General features: G+C 45.1%; 15 protein-coding genes and 1 pseudogene. All 16 read left to right on the top strand.

Going from position 1 to position 23,760, the window contains the following annotated elements:
• Positions 1 to 23: 23 nt before the first annotated feature.
• The 16 genes and pseudogenes from I4V44_RS03385 to I4V44_RS03310 all read left to right on the top strand — a co-directional run bounded on the left by I4V44_RS03385 (position 24) and on the right by I4V44_RS03310 (position 23,737).
• The gene (locus I4V44_RS03385; protein WP_109258347.1) at positions 24 to 542 is read left to right on the top strand and encodes a signal peptidase II; all 519 of its coding nucleotides are present in this window, start codon (positions 24 to 26) and stop codon (positions 540 to 542) included.
• A gap of 186 nt (positions 543 to 728) precedes the next feature.
• A complete protein-coding gene (mobQ, locus tag I4V44_RS03380; RefSeq protein ID WP_196002328.1) occupies positions 729 to 2,309 on the top strand; it encodes a MobQ family relaxase in 1,581 nt (526 codons plus the stop codon).
• Between the two features lie 65 nt (positions 2,310 to 2,374).
• Positions 2,375 to 3,019 (top strand): CHC2 zinc finger domain-containing protein, encoded by a 645-nt coding sequence (locus I4V44_RS03375; protein WP_099323100.1) that lies wholly within the window; start codon positions 2,375 to 2,377, stop codon positions 3,017 to 3,019.
• Positions 2,988 to 4,325 (top strand): virulence-associated E family protein, encoded by a 1,338-nt coding sequence (locus I4V44_RS03370; RefSeq protein ID WP_117547918.1) that lies wholly within the window; start codon positions 2,988 to 2,990, stop codon positions 4,323 to 4,325. Before I4V44_RS03375 ends, I4V44_RS03370 begins: the two co-directional genes overlap by 32 nt.
• Positions 4,326 to 4,566: 241 nt before the next feature.
• Positions 4,567 to 4,764 carry a hypothetical protein gene (locus I4V44_RS03365; protein ID WP_004612761.1) on the top strand — a complete coding sequence of 66 codons (198 nt, stop codon included), beginning with the start codon at positions 4,567 to 4,569 and terminating at the stop codon, positions 4,762 to 4,764.
• Positions 4,765 to 6,435, top strand: a complete 1,671-nt coding sequence (locus tag I4V44_RS03360; protein ID WP_196002327.1) for a recombinase family protein — start codon at positions 4,765 to 4,767, stop codon at positions 6,433 to 6,435.
• A gap of 90 nt (positions 6,436 to 6,525) precedes the next feature.
• Positions 6,526 to 6,609, top strand: a pseudogene (locus I4V44_RS03355) (Maff2 family mobile element protein); the annotation flags it as partial.
• A 3-nt stretch (positions 6,610 to 6,612) separates the two neighbouring features.
• Positions 6,613 to 7,485, top strand: a complete 873-nt coding sequence (locus tag I4V44_RS03350; protein ID WP_144093284.1) for a VirB6/TrbL-like conjugal transfer protein, CD1112 family — start codon at positions 6,613 to 6,615, stop codon at positions 7,483 to 7,485.
• A gap of 12 nt (positions 7,486 to 7,497) precedes the next feature.
• On the top strand, positions 7,498 to 7,926 hold the full coding sequence (locus I4V44_RS03345; RefSeq protein WP_144093282.1) for a PrgI family protein: 429 nt from the start codon (positions 7,498 to 7,500) through the stop codon (positions 7,924 to 7,926).
• A gap of 25 nt (positions 7,927 to 7,951) precedes the next feature.
• Complete coding sequence (locus tag I4V44_RS03340) at positions 7,952 to 10,375, top strand: VirB4-like conjugal transfer ATPase, CD1110 family (RefSeq protein WP_207744224.1); 2,424 nt, start codon at positions 7,952 to 7,954, stop codon at positions 10,373 to 10,375.
• 32 nt (positions 10,376 to 10,407) lie between these two features.
• Positions 10,408 to 13,188 (top strand): C40 family peptidase, encoded by a 2,781-nt coding sequence (locus tag I4V44_RS03335; RefSeq protein WP_330610580.1) that lies wholly within the window; start codon positions 10,408 to 10,410, stop codon positions 13,186 to 13,188.
• Positions 13,189 to 13,202: 14 nt separating this feature from the next.
• Positions 13,203 to 13,451, top strand: a complete 249-nt coding sequence (locus I4V44_RS03330; RefSeq protein ID WP_144094050.1) for a DUF4315 family protein — start codon at positions 13,203 to 13,205, stop codon at positions 13,449 to 13,451.
• Positions 13,435 to 14,877, top strand: coding sequence for a CD1107 family mobile element protein (locus I4V44_RS03325; protein WP_196002326.1), 1,443 nt, complete (start codon positions 13,435 to 13,437; stop codon positions 14,875 to 14,877). The genes I4V44_RS03330 and I4V44_RS03325 overlap by 17 nt, the downstream gene beginning before the upstream one ends.
• A gap of 70 nt (positions 14,878 to 14,947) precedes the next feature.
• On the top strand, positions 14,948 to 15,223 hold the full coding sequence (locus I4V44_RS03320; RefSeq protein ID WP_144094048.1) for a hypothetical protein: 276 nt from the start codon (positions 14,948 to 14,950) through the stop codon (positions 15,221 to 15,223).
• 23 nt (positions 15,224 to 15,246) lie between these two features.
• Complete coding sequence (locus tag I4V44_RS03315) at positions 15,247 to 17,343, top strand: DNA topoisomerase 3 (RefSeq protein WP_144094047.1); 2,097 nt, start codon at positions 15,247 to 15,249, stop codon at positions 17,341 to 17,343.
• Between the two features lie 19 nt (positions 17,344 to 17,362).
• Positions 17,363 to 23,737: a SpaA isopeptide-forming pilin-related protein gene (locus I4V44_RS03310; RefSeq protein ID WP_196002325.1), complete on the top strand. Its 6,375-nt coding sequence runs from the start codon at positions 17,363 to 17,365 to the stop codon at positions 23,735 to 23,737.
• Positions 23,738 to 23,760: the final 23 nt, after the last annotated feature.

Below are 23,760 nucleotides of genomic sequence, written 5' to 3'. Positions count from 1 at the left end.
TAATTTGAGAGGAAGTATTACTGATGGAAAAGTTTAAGCCGTTTATTATACCTGTGGCATTATTGGTTCTAATTGACCAGATGGTTAAAATAGTAATTTCAAAAGTATTTATGAAATACGAATTTGATATAATAGCCAAAGTTTTAAGATTTAATCCAGAACTAAATACTCGTTTATCTTATGCTGGCAATTTCTTCGAATTATTATCAAGTCCGTTTGTTACCATTTTATTGAATGTGTTTGTTTTGTTCCTCTTTTTATCAGGATATATGCTATATCAGGCAAAAAGAGCACATACAAGTTTTTGGGTAAAAATGATAATGATTTGTGGCATATCGGGATGTTTATGTAGCTTGATTGATAAGGTGTTTTGGGGTGGAAGTTTAGATTTTTTGCAGATACCTACCCTTTTTATTTTTGATTTGAAAGACTGCTATCTTACAGTTGCAGAAGTTATATTTGTTGTTATTGGAATTTTGAATAGCAAAGAAATATCGGTTAAAGAGTATTTACATTTTTGTTGTAACAAATTTAGCTTGTAAACTTCTGGTTTATTATTTCTTATACATCGGGTCAACTTGTCCCGAACTTTCACAACTAAATACCCGCCACCTACAAAGCGGCACACCGAGCAGGAAATCTAAAAAAGATCTCCTGCTTTTTTTCTGCCAAAAATGAGGTGGTAAAACTCCACCCCATCCACCAAGCATAGAAAGGAGGGACACAAAATGCCATGTCCACACAACGAAATTTCTATTGTACAGCGAAGCCAACAGCAGTCTGCGGTTGCCGCCGCTGCCTACCAGAGCGGCGAAAAGCTGTTCTGTGAATACGACCAGGAAGTGAAGCACTACCCGGAAAAGCGTGGTATCGTCCACAATGAAATCCTTCTTCCGGCAAATGCCCCACAGAAATATGCAGACCGCAATACCCTATGGAACGCCGCCGAAGCGGTGGAGAAACAATGGAACTCCCAGCTTGCAAGGCGGTGGGTGCTTACCATCCCCAGAGAGATACCGCCTGACCAGTACGCTGTCCTTGTACGGGAGTTTTGTGAGCAGCAGTTTGTTTCCAAAGGCATGATTGCTGATTTTGCAATCCATAACCCCCATCCGCCGGGACACAATCCCCACGCCCATGTCCTGCTCACTATGAGGGCAATGGACGAACATGGGAAATGGCTTCCCAAGAGCCGCAAGGTTTATGACCTTGACGAGAATGGGGAACGGATCAAACTTCCGTCCGGCAGATGGAAAAGCCACAAGGAGGATACGGTTGACTGGAACGACCAGAAGTATTGTGAAATCTGGCGGCATGAATGGGAGGTCATCCAGAACCGCTATCTGGAAGCCAATGACCGCCCGGAGCGTGTGGACTTGCGTTCCTATGCCAGACAGGGGCTTGATATAGTCCCTACTGTCCATGAGGGAGCTGCTGTCCGGCAGATGGAAAAGCGGGGTATCCAGACGAATATCGGAAACCTGAACCGGGAAATCAGAGCTGCCAACAATCTGATGAAGTCCATCCGGCAGCTTATCCAAAACCTCAAAGGCTGGATTACCGAGCTGGGCGAAAAACGGAAAGAGCTGCTTGCACAAAAGGCGGCGGAGGGAGCAACACTTCTTCCCAATCTGCTGATGAAGTATATGGCGATACGAAAGGAAGAACGGAAGGACTGGACAAGGGCTGGACAGAACCGGGGGACTTCACAGGACTTAAAGGCAGTCAGCGAAGCCCTGTCCTATCTCCGGCAAAAGGGGCTTTCCACTGTGGAGGACTTAGAAGCATTTCTGGAATCCTCCGGGAAATCAGCCGCAGATTACCGCAATCAGATGAAGCCAAAGGAAGCCCGAAGCAAAGTGATTGACGGGATTCTTGCCAGCCGGACAGACTGCAAAGAATGTAAGGCTGTCTATGAGAAGTACCAGAAGATATTTTTTAAGAAAACAAAGGAAAAATTCAAACAGGAACACCCGGAGGTTGCCCGGTATGCGAAAGCCACCGCCTACCTTGCCAAGCACCCGGACGATAAGGACAGCACCCAAAAGGAACTGCAAGAGGAGCAGGAAACGCTTCTGGAAGAAATTGCAGCCCTGAAAATACCGTTGACCGAGGTACAGGAGGATTTGAAGAAGCTGCGGGACATCCGCTACTGGGTACGGAAAGCCACCCCCGGCACAGAAGAAAGCAAAGAGCCGCCCAAGAAGCAGCCCCTCAAAGAAGTCTTGCAGGATAAGGCGGACGAGAAAAAAGCACAAAGAACTGCCCCGGTGCAGACAAAACACAAACAACAGGATATGGAACTTTAACAGGCACTTGCCATTTTCAGATTGAGAATGTCAGGTGCTTTTCTTTTTTTCAAGGAGGGATAGATTTGAATGTATTTGAAGCTGTGAAGCAGTCCGTCACAACAAGACAGGCTGCGGAGCATTATGGAATCCGTGTAGGCCGGAACGGGATGGCTTGTTGCCCGTTCCATAACGATAAAACCCCAAGCATGAAGCTGGATCGGCGTTACCACTGCTTCGGCTGCGGTGCGGATGGGGATGTGATTGATTTTGCCGCCGCCCTGTATGGGCTGGGAAAGAAAGAAGCCGCCGTACAGCTGGCACAGGACTTCGGGCTTTCCTATGAGGACTGGAAACCGCCGGGGAAGGTAAAAAAGCCCAAGCCCCGGCAGAAATCCCAGGAGGAACAGTTTCAGGAAGCAAAGAGCCGCTGCTTCCGTATTCTTGCCGATTATCTTCACTTGCTTCGGGCATGGAGAAAGGATTATGCCCCGCACTCCCCGGAGGAAGCCTTTCATCCACGGTTTGTGGAAGCCTTACAGAAGCAAGACCAAGTGGAATATCTGCTGGATGTGCTGCTCTTTGGGGAGACAGAGGAAAAAGCAGCTTTGATTACGGACTACGGGAAGGATGTGATACAGCTTGAAAAGCGAATGGCAGAGCTTGCCGCCGCAAACGCAGCAAGAACTAAAAAACACCATGAACGCCATGCAGCCGCCCCAGAGCATTGAGGAAATCAAGGCGGGGCTGGAAACTACCGAGAAAGGCGGTGTCCGTCAGAGCATACGGAACTGCCTGACCGTATTCCAGCGTGACCCGCTGCTTTCCGGGGCTATCGCATACAACATCCTGACCGACCGCAAGGACATCATAAAGCCCATCGGCTTCCACAGGGAAAGCACCGCCCTGAACGATACGGACATGAAGTATCTGCTTCTCTATCTGGAAGAAACCTACGGGCTTACCAATGAGAAGAAGATTGATAACGCCATCGGGATTGTGGCGAATGAAAACAAGTACCATCCCATCCGGGACTATCTCAATACCCTTGTGTGGGACGGGACAGAGCGAATCCGTTTCTGCCTGCGGCACTTTCTGGGGGCTGACGCAGACGATTACACCTATGAAGCGTTGAAGCTGTTCCTGCTGGGTGCAATCTCACGAGCCTTTCAGCCGGGATGCAAATTTGAAATCATGCTCTGTCTGGTAGGCGGTCAGGGGGCTGGCAAGTCCACCTTCTTCCGTCTGCTGGCAGTCCGGGACGAGTGGTTCTCCGATGATTTGCGGAAGCTGGACGATGACAATGTGTACCGCAAGCTGCAAGGTCACTGGATGATCGAAATGTCGGAAATGATGGCAACTGCCAATGCCAAGAGCATTGAGGAAATCAAGTCATTTTTAAGCCGTCAGAAAGAGGTTTACAAGATACCCTATGAAACCCACCCGGCAGACCGCCCCCGTCAGTGCGTGTTTGGCGGCACTTCCAATGCCCTTGACTTCCTGCCCCTTGACCGTTCCGGCAACCGCCGCTTTATCCCCGTCATGGTTTACCCGGAGCAAGCCGAGGTTCATATTTTGGAGGACGAAGCCGCTTCCAGAGCCTATATCGAGCAGATGTGGGCGGAAGCGATGGAGATTTACCGAAGCGGTAGGTTCAAGCTGGCTTTCAGCCCCGCCATGCAGCGCTATCTCAAAGAACACCAGCGGGATTTTATGCCGGAGGACACCAAAGCCGGAATGATACAGGCGTATCTTGATAAGTACACCGGGAGCATGGTCTGCTCCAAGCAGCTCTACAAGGAAGCCTTGAACCATGCCTTTGACGAGCCGAAGCAATGGGAAATCCGGGAAATCAACGAGATTATGAACCAGTGCATTGACCGCTGGAGGTACTTCCCAAACCCAAGAATGTTTTCCGAATATGGCAGACAAAAGGGCTGGGAGCGTGAAAACCCGGCAACGGACTCCGGCAACCCGTCTGAAAAAACAATGGACGGTTTTGTGGAGGTCACAGAACAGATGGAGCTTCCATTCTGAAAAGGACAGCCCGTTGCACCCCCTGTTGCTATCTCGTTGCCGAGCCGGTTGCCGGGGAAAAACCCTTAACTGCGGGCTTTTCTCCCTTATAACAACCAAAACAACAGAAAAATAAAAGAAAAGTATAAATAGTAACCATCGCCAGATTGAGATTGTTTGCAGGGTCTTTTGAAGCCCGTTGCCGGACTTCGTTGCCGACACCCTCTGTCTGGCTATTTTCATGTATGGAGGATAACTGCCTATGGCAAAAAACAAAACAGAGATTCATGTTACAACGGTGTTTGACGGGGAACTGGACGCAACCGATGTGTTCGTCAGCCTGATTTCCCAGAAATATGGAAAGACAAATACAAAAGAATATCTTGCTAAAAAGAAAGATTTGAAGTATAATGAAGATGAGGTTCAAAAGAGCCAGATACCGTCTGGATTGTGTGGGTAAATGGCTATGATGAACGAAATGGAATACAGAACAATCGGTTCGGCACTTGCCGGGGGCTATCGTGCGGCGGTCTATTGCAGGCTGTCAAAGGACGATGACCTGCAAGGCGAAAGTGCCAGTATCGCAAACCAGCGTGATATGCTGGAAAAATACTGCGAAAAGCAGGGATGGGAGGTTGTGGCAGTCTATCAGGACGATGGTTTCACAGGTCTTAATATGGAGCGTCCTGATTTACAGAGAATGTTGAGAGCCATTGAACGCAGGCAAATCAACCTTGTCATCACGAAAGACCTCAGCCGACTGGGGCGTAACTATCTGCAAACCGGGCATTTGATTGAGGACTTTTTCCCAAGAAACGGTGTCCGCTATATCGCCATGAATGACGGTATCGACACCCTGCGGGATAACAACGACATTGCCCCGTTCAAAAATATCCTGAACGAGATGTACAGTAAGGATATTTCCAAGAAAGTCCATTCCTCTTATCTTCTGAAAGCGCAGAAAGGACAGTTTACCGGGTGTCTTGCCCCCTTTGGGTATCGGAAAGACCCGGAGGACAAAAACCATCTGCTCATTGACGAGGAAACCGCCCCGATTGTGCGGCTGATTTTCGGATATGCCCTGAACGGTCATGGTCCGAACTATATCCGCAGACGGCTGGAGGAAGAAAAAATCCCCTGCCCCACATGGTGGAACCGGGAACGGGGGCTTCGCAATACCCGCACCAAATGGGAAAAGAAAGACCCGGAAAACGGGCGGTATATGTGGGACTTCTCAGTTATCAAAGACCTTTTGATGAATCCCGTCTACACCGGGGCGATTGCTTCCCAGAAAAAAGACTACCGTTTCAAAATCGGCACGATTGGGGAAAAGAAGCCGGAGGACTGGATTGTGGTGGAGGGGCAGCATGAACCGCTGATTGACCGCATGAGCTTTGACATTGTGCAGAACAAGCTGAAATCCCGCCAGCGTCCGGGGCAGACCAATGAAATCAGCCTGTTTGCCGGACTGATAAAATGCGGCGAGTGTGGGAAGTCGCTGACGATACGCTACACAAACGCAAAACATCCCCAGCAGATTTATTCCTGCAAGACCTACAATGCCTTTGGAAAGAACCACTGCACCCAGCACCGGATTGACTATGACACCCTTTACAGCCATGTGCTGCGGAAAATCAGAGAATGTGCCAGAGCTGCCCTGATGGACGGGAAAGCGGTTGCCGACCGCCTGACTAATACCTGTGAAGCCGAGCAGCGGGAACAGCGGGAAGCAATGGAACGCACCCTTACAAGGGACGAGGAACGGATTGAGGTTCTGGATAAAATGGTCATGCGGCTTTATGAGGATATGATTGCAGGGCGTATCAGTGAGCAGAATTTCAACACCATGCTGGAAAAGACACAGACCGAGCAGACGGAGCTTAAAGCAAAAGTGTCCGAGGGCAGGAAGCGGCTGTCCGATGAAGCCCAGCTTGCCAATGACGCAAAACAATGGGTGGAAGCCATTCAGGAATATGCCAACATCACAGAGCTGGACGCAGCCACCCTTAACCGCTTAATCAAAGAAATCGTCGTGCATGAGCGCATTGACGAAGATAAAACAAGACACATTTCTATCGAAATTCATTTTAATCTCAAACCCATCCCGGAGGTGGAACAGGTCACTGCCTGACCTGTCCCGCCGGGACGGTTCTCTTAAAAACACCATATAGATTTTTTGTACGCCGCCGCCCGCCATCGAGCAGAGTTTTACACCTAATTGGGGATAAAACAATTGATGGCAGGCGGTGGCATTGTGCTGATCGGAATGAACCTGATTCCACAGCTTGCAACCCTGTTCGGATAATTTATGGGCGGGATTATTGAAAAGATAACGGATTTCATAAAGGAACTTCTGACGGGATGGGTTACATCGAATTTGGAAACCATGTTCACGGATGTAAATACGAAAGTAGGTACCATTGCAACAGAAGTTGGCAAGACACCCCAGGATTGGAACAGTGGCATTTTTTCGATGATTAAAACGTTATCGGATAATGTCATTGTCCCCATTGCGGGGATGATCATTACGTTTGTCCTGTGTTATGAATTGATTTCCATGATTATGGAAAAAAACAACATGCACGACACAGATACGTTCATGTTCTTCAAGTACATTTTCAAGATGTGGGTAGCCGTTTATCTGGTGACACATACCTTTGATATTGCCCTTGCAATTTTCGATGTGGCAAATCATGTGGTGACCAGTGCCGGAGGTATTATAAACGGCAGTACCTCCATAGATGTGGCGGAAGCATTACAAACACTGCTGGAGAGCAGTATTGAGGATATGGGCATCGGAGAGCTTTTAGGGCTTGGCCTGGAAACAATGATTGTGAGTCTTTGCATGAAAATCATATCTGTCCTCATTACCGTCATTTTATATGGACGTATGATTGAAATTTACCTTTATGTATCTGTTTCCCCGATCCCGTTTGCAACTTTCACCAACCGGGAATGGGGCAGTATCGGGAATAATTATGTGAAAGCATTGTTAGGCTTGGGCTTCCAGGGATTTTTCATGATGGTCTGCGTGGCAATCTATGCGGTGCTGGTAAATACCATTACCGTTGCGGACAACCTGCACACGGCTATCTGGTCAGTGGCAGCTTATACAGTGATTTTATGTTTCAGTTTATTTAAGACAGGTTCCCTGTCGAAATCAATATTCAATGCACATTAGGAGGGAAAGGCTATGGCATATGTACCAGTGCCGAAAGACTTATCGAAAGTCAAGACAAAGGTGGCACTGAATTTAACAAAAAGACAGATCATCTGCTTCTCTCTTGCGGGAGTGTGCGGAGTACCAGTTTACTTTTTAACAAAAAACAGTCTGGGAACAGATGTGGCAGCTACGCTTATGGTCATTGCGATGCTGCCATTTTTCTTTCTGGCAATGTATGAGAAAGACGGATTCCCGGCAGAAAAGATATTGTACCATATGATACGACAGAAATTCTTGCGTCCGGGCATCCGGGTGTACCGCTCAGAAAATATGTATGACCGTATGGTGGAATTGGAAAGATTAGAGAAAGAAGGTGCAAAACTTGAGAAGAAGGCAAAAGAAGCCAGGGAAGCGAGAAATCCGTTCCGTTTCTTCAAAAAGCAGAAGCGTAAAAAATAAAGCACAGCCAAAATTCGGGGAAGGACTGACAAAGGAAGAAAAAAAGCGGTTAAAAGAACTGCGGGCATTGAAAGCACAGGAACAGAAGAAGAAAAAACCTTATACAGCACAGGATACGATTCCCTATAAAGAAATTTACAGGGATGGTATCTGCCAGACAGCGGACAATTATTTTTCAAAGACGATTCAGTTTTTTGACATCAATTATCAGCTTGCACAGAACGACGATAAGACTACCATATTTGAAAATTACTGCGAGTTCCTGAATTACTTTGACAGCTCCATTCATTTTCAGATTTCATTCTTGAATCAGCAGGTCAATTTTGAGGAGTATGTAAAGACGATTGATATTCCGCTTAAAGGAGATAATTTCGATGACATCCGCAAAGAATATGCGGATATGTTAAAAATGCAGCTTGCAAAGGGAAATAATGGACTGGTCAAGACAAAATATATCACCTTTGGCATTAAAGCAGAAAATCTGAAAATGGCAAAGGCAAGACTTGAGAAGGTCGAGGCAGGTATTTTAAGTAACTTCAAGGTACTGGGAGCTGCGGCGAAGTCCCTAAACGGTGTGGAACGTCTGAAAATCCTGCATGATGTGATGAACATGGATACGAAAGAGCCATTTCGTTTTCACTATGGCATGGTGGCAGAGACAGGACTTGGTACAAAAGATTTTATTGCTCCTACGGGATTCGATTTCCGAAATGACAGTATGTTCCGCATGGGGCAGACCTTTGGCTGTGTATCCTATCTGCAGATTACTTCTCCGGAGCTGACAGACCGAATGCTGGCGGATTTTCTTGATATGGAAGAAAATCTGATTGTCAACATCCATGTACAGCCCATTGATCCGAAAGAGGCAATTAAAAGCCTGAAAAACCTGCTGTCAAACATTCAGAAAATGAAGATTGAGGAACAGAAAAAAGCGGTGAGAAGCGGTTATGATATGGACATCATTCCCACGGATCTGGTCACTTACGGGGATGATGTGCAGAATCTTGTGACGGAGCTGCAGTCCAGAAATGAAAAGATGTTCAAAATTACATTTCTGTTGATGAATACGGCAGACAGCAAACGAAAATTGGATAATATCGTTTATCAGACGGCGGGTATTGCACAGAAATATAACTGCAATATCCGCCGTTTGCAGTATCTGCAGGAACAGGGAATGACGGCATCTCTGCCTCTTGGTATCAATCAGGCGGAAGTTCACAGGATGCTGACTACCACATCGACAGCCATTTTTGTTCCGTTTACCACACAGGAATTATTCCAGGACGGGGAAGCGCTGTATTATGGCTTGAATGCTCTTTCCAACAACATGATCATGGTAGACAGGAAGCGGCTGAAAAACCCGAATGGCTTGATACTTGGAACACCGGGTAGTGGTAAATCGTTCAGTGCGAAAAGGGAAATCCTGAATGTATTTTTGATTACAAATGATGACATTATCGTGTGCGACCCGGAAGGAGAATATTTCCCGCTTGTTCATGCGTTAAACGGACAGGTGGTAAAAATCAGTGCAAAGAGTACGGATTATATCAATCCTATGGATGTGAACCTAGATGTTATTTACCATCCGGAAAAATACCGGATTAACGGGGATGTGGAGGATATAGATACCATCATTGCGGATAAGTCGGAGTTTATTGCTTCTTTTTGTGAGCTGATTATGAAAAAGCCACAGAATGCAGAACTGGACGGCGATGAAGTTTCTATTATCGACCATTGTATCAAGGATATTTATGAGGAATACCTGTTCAATGATCCGAAGCCGGAAAATATGCCGATACTGGAAGATTTCTTGAACAGATTAAATGTGTATGCTGATCAGAATGATGCGGCAAGGCGCATTGCCAATTGCCTGCAGCTTTATGTTACAGGTTCCCAGAATGTGTTCAATCATAGAACCAACGTGGATATGAACAACCGTGTAGTGTGTTTTGACATTAAGGATTTGGGAACAACACTCCGTAAAGCCGGGATGCTGATTGTCCAGAACATGGTATGGACAAGGGTTTCCACCAATAGGGCGTTGAAGAAAGCCACCCGTTATTATGTGGATGAGTTCCATCTTCTGTTGAAGCAGCCACAGACAGCCAATTACTCTGTGGAAATCTGGAAGCGTTTCCGCAAATGGGGCGGCATTCCTACCGGACTGACCCAGAACGTCAGCGATTTCTTGGGTTCTCTGGCCGTGGAGAATATCGTAGGTAACAGTGATTTTATCTATATGCTGAACCAGCACAGCGGGGATCAGAAGATTCTTGCGGAAAAACTGAATATTTCACCGCATCAGCTCTCTTTCGTCAATAACAGTAATGCCGGAGAAGGGCTGATTTTTTATGGAAATGTGATTATTCCATTTTCCGATAAGTACCCGACAGATACGAAAACCTATGCAATCATGAGTTCCAAACCGGAGGAGATGCAGACGAAGTAACCTTTTCTTTTGCGGAAAAGAGGTGAGGCATTTTGCAGGAACAGAAATTTAATGCAAAAGAGAAGAAAGTCAGCCGTATGAGCCGGGATGGACTGGTGGAAGAAAATCTTGCAACAAAGGAAAGCCGGAAACTGACTGACCGGGAATCCGAGGTGTCTTTCAAAAAGTCGGATGCAGAACAGTCTTTTGTGTCTGGGAATGATGCTTCCGGGAAAAAACAGAAGAAACAGGAAAACAGAAGTCCTCCGAAAGAAGAGGAGGGCAAAAGCCAGGAAGATGGGGATACGGAGCATAGCAATTACCATCAGGGCGGCAGGAGCAGTGGATATTCCCATGAATCAGCGATGGCGGTACGGGAGAGGAAAGCAAAGCACCGGAGCCGATATCATAACCAGAGACAGGTAAAGCCGGGAAAACTGCAGTTTGACAAGATGGAAACAGATGGAAGTCTGAATAAGAAAAATGGAAATCAACAGGTGAATGCTGATGCAGAACCGGGAACAGGAAGTCACAGGTTACAGCAGGCAGAAGAAAAGGCAAAAAAATCAGCCGAGAAGCTGCAGCACGCAAAGAAACATCAGACCCGTAAAAAATCAATTCAGATGCAGAGGGTAAAAGATGAGGAAACACAGACCGTTAAACATAAGCTGTATTTTGATGAAAGGCCAAAGTCTGGAAAAAATCATGCGGCAGTGAAAAAAACGGGTGTCCGTTTATCAGATGCCGCAGGTGGTCTGGCACATGGGAAAATCCATCAGGAAGAACCGGACAACAGTGCAGTTGAAGCTGCCCATAAAAGTGAGCTTGCCGGGGAGATAGTTCTTCGCCAGCACAGCAACCGCAGTTACCGAAAGCAGAGGAAAGAACAGAGAAATCTGAACCGTCTGGAACGGAAGGTTTATAAAAATACTACCAGTTATCAATATAAAAAGTATCTGGAAGAACATCCGGAAATGCAGAGAAAACTTTTGCAGAAGGCATTTCAAAAACAGCGGATCAAGCGGGAATACCAGAAAGCGTATCGTGCCGGGAAACTGGCAAAGGAAAGCAAAGATACGGCGATTAAAAGTGTCAATGTGGCAACAAAAGTGGCGCGAAAGTTACAGGAGATTTTTGCTAGAAACACAACCGTTATTCTGGCAGTTGGTCTTTTGATGGCACTTCTTCTATTTATCATGGCAGGTTTATCGTCCTGTTCTGCTATGTTTGCGAATGTTTCTTCCAATGTGATTGCTGCCAGTTATCTGGCAGATCCGGATGCGATTGAACAGGCAGAGATGTATTACACGCAGATGGAGGCTGAGTTACAGCAGAAGATTAACCGGATGGAAGCCCAATATCCGGGAAAGGATGAATACCGCTATAACGTAGGGGCAATCGGGCATGATCCGCATACTCTCATCAGCTATCTCACAGCAAAGTATGGAGATTTTACCTTTAACGAAGTAAAAGAGGAACTGGAAGAACTGTTTGCTCTCCAATACGGCATAACCGTAGAGGAAAAGACAGAGACAAGGGAAGAAACTACTACCATACAGGTAGGAGAATCTCTTGGAAATGTGGTGACCAGCGGTTATTGTAACTGTTCCATTTGTTGTGGTATCTGGAGCGGCGGGCCAACAGCCAGCGGTGCAATGCCGCAGGCAAATCATACCATTGCTGTAGATGCATCAAATCCATTCCTGCCAATGGGAACGAAAGTAGTCATGAACGGTGTGGAATATACGGTAGAAGATACCGGAAACTTTGCACAGTACGGAGTCCAGTTTGATGTGTATTACGACAGTCACAGCGCTGCATCGGCACACGGTCATAAGACTTGGGAGTGTTATCTGGCAGAAGGAAATGAAAATGCAGTGGAAGTCACCCGTACAGTGACCGTGGATGTGCTGAATGTATCTGTGCAGGCGAAGCCATTATTTGGAGTGATTACAAACCGGATGGATGAGGAGCAGAAAGAAATCCAGAAGCTGGTCTATTCCTGCAGAGGAAACTTGCAGACCTATGCCACTCCGATTGAACTCAACTGGTATTCCTATATCAGCACTTATTATGGCTATTTCGTAAATAATGCAACCGGACAGACGGAGCTTCACCGGGGTGTGGAAATTAACGTAAAAGAAGGAACCGAAGTACAGTCCGCAATGAATGGAACTGTGACAGCTACAGGGTATTCCGGTACTTTTGGAAATTATGTGGTGACACAGGATGAGGATGGCGTCCAGATTAAGTATGCTCATCTTCAAAATATTGCCGTATCCGATGGTGTTGCGGTGACAACGGATACTATAATCGGAACAACCGGAAGTACAGGCAGTGCAACCGGAAGTCAGCTTTATCTGGAACTGGTAAAGGACGGAACCTATTACAATCCGGTCTTTTATATCGCAACCGGGGAAGGTGGCTTATACGGCGGAGGCGGTTCCTATGATGATGAAACAGTTCAGCGTTTATTTACGGAAGCGGAAAAATATCTGGGAATGCCTTATGTCTGGGGTGGTTCCAGTCCGGAAACTTCCTTTGACTGTTCCGGTTTTGTCAGTTATGTGTTTACCAATTCCGGAGTCTGCAACATGGGCAGACTGACCGCACAGGGAATTTATAATATCTGTACTCCTGTTGCACCGGAAGAAGCAAAGGCAGGAGATATTATTTTCTTTACCGGAACCTATGCGGCAGGAGAACCTGTAACCCATGTGGGCATTTATGCCGGAGATGGCCAAATGATCCACTGCGGAGATCCCATCCAATATACTTCCATCAATTCGCCTTACTGGCAGTCGCATTTCTACGGATTTGGAAGACCAAATTGAGGGGAGGTGACACAGTGAGCATTGAGAAAATGAAAGCAGATCTTTCCAAACTTAACGATAAAATCGGACAGTTACAGCGAAAAGCAAAGGACATGGAGGAACGGATATTACAGGCAGAAAATATGGAATACTTAAAGATTATCCGTAAGAACGGTATTTCTGCCGAGGAGCTGCAGTTGATGATTGATATTAGTAATGAGGAACAAAAACAGATTTTAGCAACCAGAGAAAAGGAGCAGACAGGAAATGAAGAAGATACATAAAAAAGCAGCCGCTTTGGTGTTTGCCGCTGCGATGGCAGGGCTTCCAATGGGAACGGCTCTCGGCTCACTGGGAACGATGACCGTGTGGGCGGAAGAAGCGGAGGGTGCCAAAGCACCTTCCGAAACACAAGAAGAAATGCAGACAGAAACACAAGAGGAAACAGTTGCGGAAACTACTGCAGAACAGCCGGAAGTACAGATTACTTTTACCACACCGGAAGGATGGCAGGCAGAGAAAGCGACTGTGGGTATCCAGGTAGAAGATACAAAAAATACAGGCGGTTTTTCCATTGCAAAAGTGGAAGCCAGAATTTCTGAAAACGGCGGCTGGACAGATGTGACCCAGAGCATGAGTGTGGAAGTCACAGCAAACAGCAGTGTATATGTGCGTGTGACCGATCAGAACGGGGAGACATACGAGCAGAACCGTTATATTGAATGTTTTGATAAGACAAAGCCGACACTGAGTGCGGCGGCAAAAAACGGAGCGCTTTTGATACAGGGGGCAGACGAAGGCTCCGGTGTAGCTGCCATTTATGTCAATGGCAATGAATTTACCGAGCTTACCAATGGCGCATTACAGGTACGTCTGCAGAAAGCAGATACCACGTATCAGTATTTTACGCTGCAGGTAAGGGATAATGCAGGAAATATTTCCGAAAATTATAAAGTTGCAAATCCATATTATGAAGATCCGGAGGCAGTAAAAGAAACACCGTCCGGAACGGGGGAGGAGCAGAAAAACAATTCTCTTCCCGCAGATGCAAATGCAACACCGCCTACCAGTGCAAAAGCGGATGTTACAGAACATCAGACAACAGGGAATACATCCGCAGAGCCTACAGAGCCGGAAAATGTGGATACTGATATAGGGAGAGTGCAGGAAGTTCCGTCCGGTACAGAAAAAAGCGGAAAAGAATTTTACACCATCCAGACGAAAAGCGATAAGGTATTTTACCTGATCATTGATAATGAAAAAACAGATGAAAATGTCTATCTGCTTACCGAGGTGAGTGAGAATGACTTGTTGAATTTCACAGACAGCAATATGGTGACTCTGCCGCAGAATAATGCGATACAGGAAACAGCACTTCCACTTGAGAAAGAAGAGAATACGGAAGAAACAGAACCGGAGCCGACAGAGAAACCGAAACCAGAGAAAGAGCCGGAAAAGAAATCAGAAAATAATTCCGGCACAATGCTTATCATGCTTCTGGTTCTTGGAGCAGTCGGCAGCGGTTATTATTATCTGAAATTTGTCAAAGGAAAGAATGGCAGCTTTGATGCGGATTATGACGATGAGGACGAAGATGATATGGAGGACGAGGAAACTTTCGAGGACGAGGAAGAAACTGATGAGGAACCAGGGAACGAGGAACCGGAAGAAGCCGATGGGGAATACCCAGAGGACGAAGAGTATATGTAAAAATGGATGGGGAGCGGTAAAAACCAGCCGCTTTCCCGCCACAAATATAAAAAGAAAAGAGGTTTTTACCATGGAAGAAGTAAGAAATGAAGTACAGAATGAAGAACCGGAAACCGGAAAAGAGAACGAGAGCAAAAGTGAGCGTTTCATCCGTTTGGCGGAGGGGCGAGTGACAAAAGCAAGAATGGCAATTTCAAGGCTTTCCTATCTGTCAAATACCGGGAATTATGAGTATACGCCACAGCAGGTAGAGCAGATGTTCTCTGTTTTGGAACAGGAGCTTGCGGAAGTAAAAAGCGGGTTTATGAAAACCGCAAAGGAAGAAAAGAAGTTTTCCTTTCAGTAAAATAAAAATCGGAGGTAAAAAGATTGCAATTAGTTATCACAGAAAAACCGAGTGTAGCAAAGAGCATTGCGGAAGTGCTTCATGCCACGGAACACAAAAACGGGTATCTGCAGGGAAATGGTTATCTGGTGTCCTGGTGTGTGGGGCATCTGGTAGAACTGGCTAGTGCGGATATCTACCGGGAGGAATGGAGGAAATGGGCGTATGAAACGCTGCCAATCATCCCGGATGTATGGCAGTATCAGGTGAAGGAAAACACCAGAAAACAGTATGAAATATTAAAGGGGCTGTTTCATAATCCGGAGGTTACAGAAGTTATCTGTGCAACGGATGCAGGACGGGAAGGAGAATTGATTTTTCGTCTGGTTTACGAGCAGGCTGGATGTAGAAAGCCGTTTAAAAGACTGTGGATTTCTTCTATGGAAGAAAAAGCGATTGAGGATGGATTTCGGAATCTGCGAGAAAGCAGGGAATACGATGATCTGTATCAGTCCGCAGTCTGCAGAAGTGTGGCAGATTGGCTGGTAGGTATCAATGCCACAAGACTGTTTACGGTGCTTTATCGCCATAAGCTGACCGTTGGCAGAGTACAGACCCCGACCCTTGCCATGCTGGTGGATCGGGAACAGAGCATTACAGATTTTAAAAAGGAGCAGTATTTTCTGGCGCATCTTCTGTGTGGCGGGATGGATGCAGTTACAGAGCGTATCAATGACAAAAATAAGGCAGAACAGATAGCAGGAGCTTGCCGTAATGGGCAGGCTCTTGTCATGTACGTAAGCAGAGAGGAAAAAGCAGTCAATCCGCCGAAATTATATGATTTGACTACGCTGCAGAGAGAAGCAAACCGTCTGTTTGGCTTTACCGCACAGCAGACACTTGATTACACCCAGTCTTTGTATGAAAAGAAGCTGGTGACTTATCCGAGAACGGACAGCCAGTTTTTAACAGAGGATATGGGGCAGACAGCCGGGAACATTGCCGGGGTAATTAAAAAAAACATTTCTTTCATGCAGGGAATTTCCCATGAGCCGAAGGTGGAGAAAGTCTTAAACAGCAAAAAAGTATCTGACCACCATGCCATTATTCCTACGATGGAACTTGCCAAAGCAGATTTAGATAAGATTCCGGGTGGGGAGATGCAGATTTTATCACTGATTGCCCAGCGCCTGATCTGTGCTACTGGAGAAAAACACATTTATGAAACAGTAAAAGCAGAGCTTTCCTGTAATGGCATCATGTTTACTGCGACTGGGAAGAGCATCCTTCAAAATGGTTGGAAAACCTATGAGGAACAATTTAAAAAGTCTTTAAAATCCGGGAATAGTAAAGCTGAAAAAGAAGAGACACCACTGCCGCAGTTATCTGAGGGAATGACCTTTGAGCAGGTAGAAACAAAAGTCAGTGAACATTTCACAGCACCACCGAAACACTTTACAGAAGATACGCTGCTTTCTGCTATGGAACACGCCGGGAGCGAACAGATGAATGATGAGGTGGAGCGAAAAGGCTTGGGGACACCTGCCACCAGAGCGGCAATCATTGAAAAACTGGTGGAGAAAGGCTTTGTGGAACGAAAAAATAAGCAGATGTTCCCTACGGATGATGGTATCAAGCTGATTACGGTACTGCCGGAAGTCGTGAAATCTCCGAAGCTGACAGCAGAATGGGAAAATGACCTGACCTTGATAGCAAAAGGGGAAAAGTCAGCAGACACTTTTTTAGCAGGCATTGAGGAACTGGTTTCCGATCTGGTACATACCTACCATGAGGTGGAGGAAAACGGAAAGCATATGTTTGGCAGTGACCGGGAAGTGATCGGGAAATGTCCGAAGTGCGGCGGGAACGTCTATGAAAGCAAGAGTAACTTTTACTGTGAGAACCGGGCATGTGATTTTGCCCTGTTCAAGAACAATAAATATTTTGCTTCCATGCGGAAAGAACTGAACAAATCTATTGCCCAGGCACTTTTAAATAAGGGTGAGGCAAAGGTATCCGGTCTGTATTCCCAGAAAAAGGACAGTACCTTTTCCGCAGTCATCCATATGGATGCTTCCGGGAAATATCCGCAGTTTTCCATGACCTTTGACAATAAAAAACAGAAATCCAATCAAAAATAGAAAGAATGAGGTAATCAACATGAAGAAAAAAGTAAGATTCAGGCAATTCCTTTCCGGCGTGATGGCGGTTATGACGATTTTATCTACAACCTTATCACCGCTTAGTGCTTATGCGGCAGAGCCGGAGAAAAAGGAAATCGAATATCCGACATATGAGGAAGTAAAAGAGCAGATTGCCGAAGATGAAGTTGTGAAGGCAAAAGACCATGAAGTGGAAATTGGTTCCGAGTTTGAGGTAGAGAAAGACTTTACCGGACTGGAAATTTCAGATGAAAAGAAAGTAAAAATAACATTTCATGAAGCAAAAAATGAAGTGGGAGACGATTTTTCTACAGATCATGAAGATACCTATAAAACGGTATATTATGTAGAGCCGGTAAGTGGAAATCCAATCTACCAGATCCACAGGAACATCATTGTAAAAGCGGTGGAAACACAGACCGAGGGTGCATCCGGAAGTGAAGCAGGTACGGAAGGAAGCAATGACACGGAAACGGAAGAATCTGGTGAAGAAGAGGGAGAGTCAGAGTCGCAGGAACCAGATACAGAACTTCCTGTAATCCCGGAAATTCCAGACACAGAACTGCCGGATATAGAATTACCGGAAACAGAGCCTCCTGTTGAAACAGAGACACCAGCAGAGGAAACTGAGGAAGAAATCGGTAATGCAGAAACAGAGGAAGAAAAGGACACAGAAGCCGATCCGGAGACAGAAGAAACCATGACACCGGAAGATGCTCTTGAAGAAGCAGAAAAACAGGGGATTGACCTTGCTGCTCTCGAAATCGGTGAGAGTGTAACCTTTTATGCTGAATCTAAGGAAAGAGCAAGTCAGCAGGTAACAGTGACAAAAGGAGCTGGTTATAGCTATGCAGACTATGGGCTGGGAACTTACATTACCTTCAGATATACCGTACAGTTTGGGAATGTTTCCGCTACGGCATATTGTATTCAGCCGTCTGCACCATCACCGGGAAGCGGAACTTATACCATTATTCGTCTGAAAGATGGAAAAGCACTTGCCAAAGTATGTTATTACGGAACAAAAGCCAGCGGTAAAAATGGATTTTTTGCAGAGAAACACCCGGATTTTCCGGAAGGAAAGAAATTTATCATTGTCCATATGGCTGCCAGCTATGCAAATGGAAGCGGTGATGCCTTTTCCGGTGCAAATGCAACCGCACAGAGCCTTGCGATGGAACTTTACAACTACTGTATGGCACAGCCGGACATCCCGGAAGTAGATATGTCATTTTCTGATGCAGATGTGACTGCCTATGTAGACGGAAACATTCAGAGAACAAAGGAAATTACATTTAAAGCAGACAAATTGCAGACGATTACGATGAAGTTACCGGATGGTGTGAAATTTCATAATGTAACAACTGGAAAAACAAGTGCTGCAGGGGCAGATGTGGAAGTGACAGGTGGAACAGTCTTTTATCTGTCAGCGCCGCTTACACAGACAGAAGATGTTTCCAGTTCCTGGTCTGTAACGATGAAAGGAAGCATCACAAAAGATTATTCCGCTTATAAGATTACAACAGGCGGATCAACACAGGACTTAGCTCTTGTATTCGGGGAAGGCGTTGCAGATGAAAAATATGTGGACTTTTCCGTGAAATGGGTGGAGCAGGCATCCGTGGAAATCGTAAAAAAGGATGCGGATAGCGGAAAAAATCTTGCAGGTGCGGTATATGGTATTTACAGCGATGAAGCCTGCACAAATCTGATTGTAGAAATGCCTGCAACCGATAAAAATGGAGCATCTAAAGTTACTTTTCTGAAAACACAGAACAAAGTGTATTTAAAAGAAATCACAGCACCTACCGGGTATAATTATAATGCCATTGCTTATAATGTCACTTTGAAAGTGGGAAAAGTGGTATCTGTTGAAGTAACGGATAAGGAGCAACTTGGGAATCTGACCATTTACAAAGAAGGTGAAGTGCTAGTCGGGGCATCTTCTAATGAAAATGGAACTACTTTCCAGTATGAGAAACGCCGCCAGAAGGGAGCAATTTATAACCTTTATGCGGCAGAAGATATTAAAACACCGGATGGAGCCGTTGTATATCAGGCAGGAGCTTTGGTAAAGGAAAATCTGGTGACAGGTGACGATGGTTCTGTAACTGTTACAAACCTGCATCTTGGTACTTACCGTGTAACGGAAATTCAAGCACCGGAGAACTTTTATAATGCAGGTGAATCCAAAACGGTCACCATTTCCTATGCAGGCCAGACTGCAGAAGCGGCATTTGCGGAAACTACTTTCCAGAATGACCGTCAGAAGGCAGAGGTCAGTGTGGTAAAACAGGATAAGGAGACTACCAATCCACTTCCGGGAGGAATTTTCGGATTATATGCGGACGAAGATATTTTAAATGCCGATGGAGCTGTTGTAGTAAAGAAAGACACTCTGATTGAGAAAGTAACAACCAATGGAGAAGGAAAAGCTGCTTTTACATCTGACCTGCCAATCGGTTTTGGATATTATGTGAAAGAAGTGCAGGCACCGGAAAATTATTTAAGAAACCTGGAGGACAAATATTCATTCCGTTTCTCCTACACCAATGATGAGGAAGCGAAAGTACAGTTTGCTCATACTTTTTCCAATGAACGAGTAAATGCTGCGATTGTTCTGCAGAAAAAAGATGCGGAAACGAATACAAACGTTCCACAGGGCGATGCTTCTCTGGAACAGGCAGTATATGGTGTATACGCAAGAAAAGATATTGTGCATCCGGATGGAAAGACGGGTGTGATTTATAAAGCCGGGGAACAGGTGGGAACCCTGACAACAGATAAAGAAGGAAAAGCCAGAATTGAAAACCTGTATCTGGGCGAATATTTTGTAAAAGAGATCACTCCACCAGTAGGATACCTTGCAGACGAGAACGAGTATGATCTGGTATGCAGTTATGAGGGTGATCTGGTTGCCACTGTGGAAAGAGACTGTACTTCACCGGAACAGGTGAAAAAACAGCCATTCCAGATTATCAAAGCAGCAAATAACGAGAATACCGATGCAGCACTTCTTGAAGGCGCAGGATTTACTGCTTATCTGGTATCTTCTTTAACCGTGAAAGAAGATGGAACTTATGATTTTGATTCCGCTACTCCAGTGGTACTCGGAGAAAATGGGGCAACTGAAATCTTTACCGACAAAAAAGGATATGCGGTATCCATTCCGCTTCCATATGGAACTTATGTGGTTAGAGAGACAACTACACCTCACAATTATAAACCAGTGGATGACTTTATCGTAAGAATCACAGAACATAAACCGACAGAGCCGCAGGTATGGCGTGTGCTTCTGGATGATGAGTTTTCGGCAAAGCTGAAAATCACCAAACAGGACGATGAAACAAAGAAAACGGTACTGGCTGCTGGAACAGAATTTAAGATTTTCGATATGGACAATGAGAAATATGTGGAGCAGGTAACTACCTATCCAATTACTATCGTACATAAATCTTATTTTACCGATGCGGACGGTTATTTAATCCTTCCACAGAACTTAGAAATCGGACATTACCGTATCGAAGAAGTGACAGCGCCGGATGGATATACCATCAACAAGAATTATGTAGAAATTAAAGTGGACAGTGATACACTGTATCAGATTGACCCGATTTCCGGAGATGCCATTATCGAAGTGGTTTATAAAAACCATCCGGTAAAAGGAGAGCTTACTGTAGTGAAAAAGGGTGAAGTTCTGAAAGACTACGGAAAAGATTTCAAATATGAGATTGAGAACCTTGCCGGAGCAGTCTTTGCAGTCTACGCTGCAGAAGATATTTATACTGCAGATTTCCAGAAAGACGATGCCGGAAATCGGATTCTAGAGTATGCCAAAGATACTTTGGTGGCAGAGCTTACAACAGATGAAACAGGAAGTGCCACAATCAAAAATCTTCCACTTGGAAATTATAAGGTGGTAGAAAAAACAGCACCGGATGGTTTTGTACATAATGGAGCAGAGCAGAATGTGCAGTTTGTCTATGTGGATCAGAATACTCCTGTTGTGGTGGAAAGCGTAGAATTTATCAATGAGCGCCAGAAAGTAGAGATTTCCGTGGAAAAACAGGATGCGGAAAACGGCAGCACCATCGCCGGGGCAGAGTTTGGTTTATATGCAAAAGAAGACATCAAAGCCGGGGAAAAAGTGATTGTGAAAGCAGATGAGCAGCTTTGCACAGCCGTTACAGGTGATGATGGAACCGCCGTTTTTGAACAGGATTTACCATTTGGAAGCTATTACATCAAAGAATTACAGGCACCGGACGGATTTGTTTCTTCTGATGAAATCATCGAAGTAACAGTTTCTTATCAGGGCCAGGATGTAGAAGTTGTCCGCCTGAAAGAAATCTTTAAGAACCAGCCGACAACGGTTGAATTTACAAAATCCGACCTTACTACAGGAGTGGAACTGGATGGAGCAACACTTACGGTTTTTGAAAAAGATGGAAATGAAATTGATAAATGGACTTCCGTGAAGGGAGAGCCACATATCATCAAACGTCTGCACGTTGGAGAGACATATACTCTGCGTGAAGAATTTGCACCATATGGCTACTTAAAAGCCGAAGAAGTGGAATTTACAATCACGGATACTGCAGAAATTCAGAAAGTGGAAATGAAGGATGACGTTCCGATTGGACGTATCATCATCAATAAAAAAGGTGAATTCTTAAGTGAAGTGACCTGGAATGAAATGGTTGCAGGAGCAATGGATTCTATCTGGGATTATGTAACAGGCTCTTTGAAAGACGTTACCTTTGAAATTTATGCCAGAGAAGACGTTAAAGCCGCTGACGGAGAAAGTGATGATTATTACAAAAAAGATGAACTGGTAGCAACAATCACAACCGGTGAACTTGGCTTTGCAAGAAGCGATGATCTGCCGCTTGGAAAATATTATGTGGTAGAAAAAGAAACAGCCAATGGATTTGTTTTGGATGGAGAGCCGAGGGACATTGATCTGACCTACCGTGACCAGGATACTCCGGTGGTAACTTACGATTCTGAATGGCAGAACAGCCGCCAGAAAGCAAAAGTAATCGTAACCAAAAAAGAAAAAGATTCTGACCGTGTGCTGGAGGGCGGTGTATTTGCCCTTTGTGCAAAAGAAGATATTAAGAATGCTGACGGCGATGTGCTTGTAAAAGCACATACGATTATTGAGCAGAAAGCGACGGACAAGGATGGAAAAATCTTCTTTACTGCAGATCTTCCAGTGGGTGGCAGCTTCTATGTGAAAGAAGTAAAAGCACCTGCAGGTTTTGTTACTACAGAAGAAATCAAAGAATTTACTTTCGAGTATGCCGGAGCGGATGTGCCGGAAGTTACTTTTGAGTATACCTTTGAAAATGAGGCAACTATCTTTGAAATCACAAAATCTGACCTTACCACAGGAGAAGAGCTGCCGGGTGCAAAACTGGAAGTGACAGATCAGGATGGAAATGTGGTAGATGCTTGGACATCCGGTACAGAACCGCACATTATCAAAGAACTGGAAGTCGGAAAAGAATATACCCTGACAGAAACACTTCCTGCAGACGGTTATGTGACAGCAGAAAGCATTACTTTTACCGTGGAAAATACTGCAGAAGTCCAGAAAGTAGAAATGAAAGATGATGTTACAAAGGTAGAAATCAGCAAAGTGGATATGACAGACGGAAGTTCCGAGGTTGAGGGAGCAAAACTTTATATCCTGAATGAAAATAATGAGGTGATGGAGAGCTGGACATCCGGTAAGAAGCCGCATTATGTGGAAAAACTGCCTGTTGGAAAATACACACTTTTGGAAGAAACAGCACCGAAAGGTTATATCATTTCCAGTAAAGTGCCGTTTGAAGTCAAAGATACAGGTGAAATCCAGTCTGTGAAGATGGAAGATGCCCAGGCAATGGGAAAGATCATCTTAAATAAAACGGATAAAGATACTAAAAAGCCGATGAAAGGTGTAGAGTTTGCTCTTTGTGACAGCAAAGGTAAGGTACTGGAAACACTGGTAACAGACAGTGCTGGTCATGCAGAGTCCGGGGAATATCCGATTGCTTCTTTTAAAGATGGAAAATATAAAGAGGCCATTGTATATATCCTGAAAGAAACAAAAACACTGGATGGTTATAAACTGGATGAAACAGAGCATAAGGTGGCTTTTGAATACGTGGATGACCATACTCCGGTAGTGGAATATACCTTAGATCTTACTAATGAAAAACTTCCGGAAGAAAACCAGCCGGGAACACCGGATACACCGAACAATACAACTTCCGTCAATTCACCAAAGACAGGCGATGATACCAATATCTGGCTGTTTGTTGCAGCAATGGTGGTGTCTGCAGGTGGAATGATAGTTCTGCTTGTGAAAAGAAAACGTAAATAAACGACAGATAAAAGAATAGAAGA

Origin of the sequence: Blautia sp. 1001283B150304_161114_C9, from assembly GCF_015668165.1 — a bacterium.
GTDB classification, from domain to species: domain Bacteria; phylum Bacillota; class Clostridia; order Lachnospirales; family Lachnospiraceae; genus Blautia_A; species Blautia_A wexlerae.
This window is presented reverse-complemented; position numbering and strand designations above follow the sequence as displayed.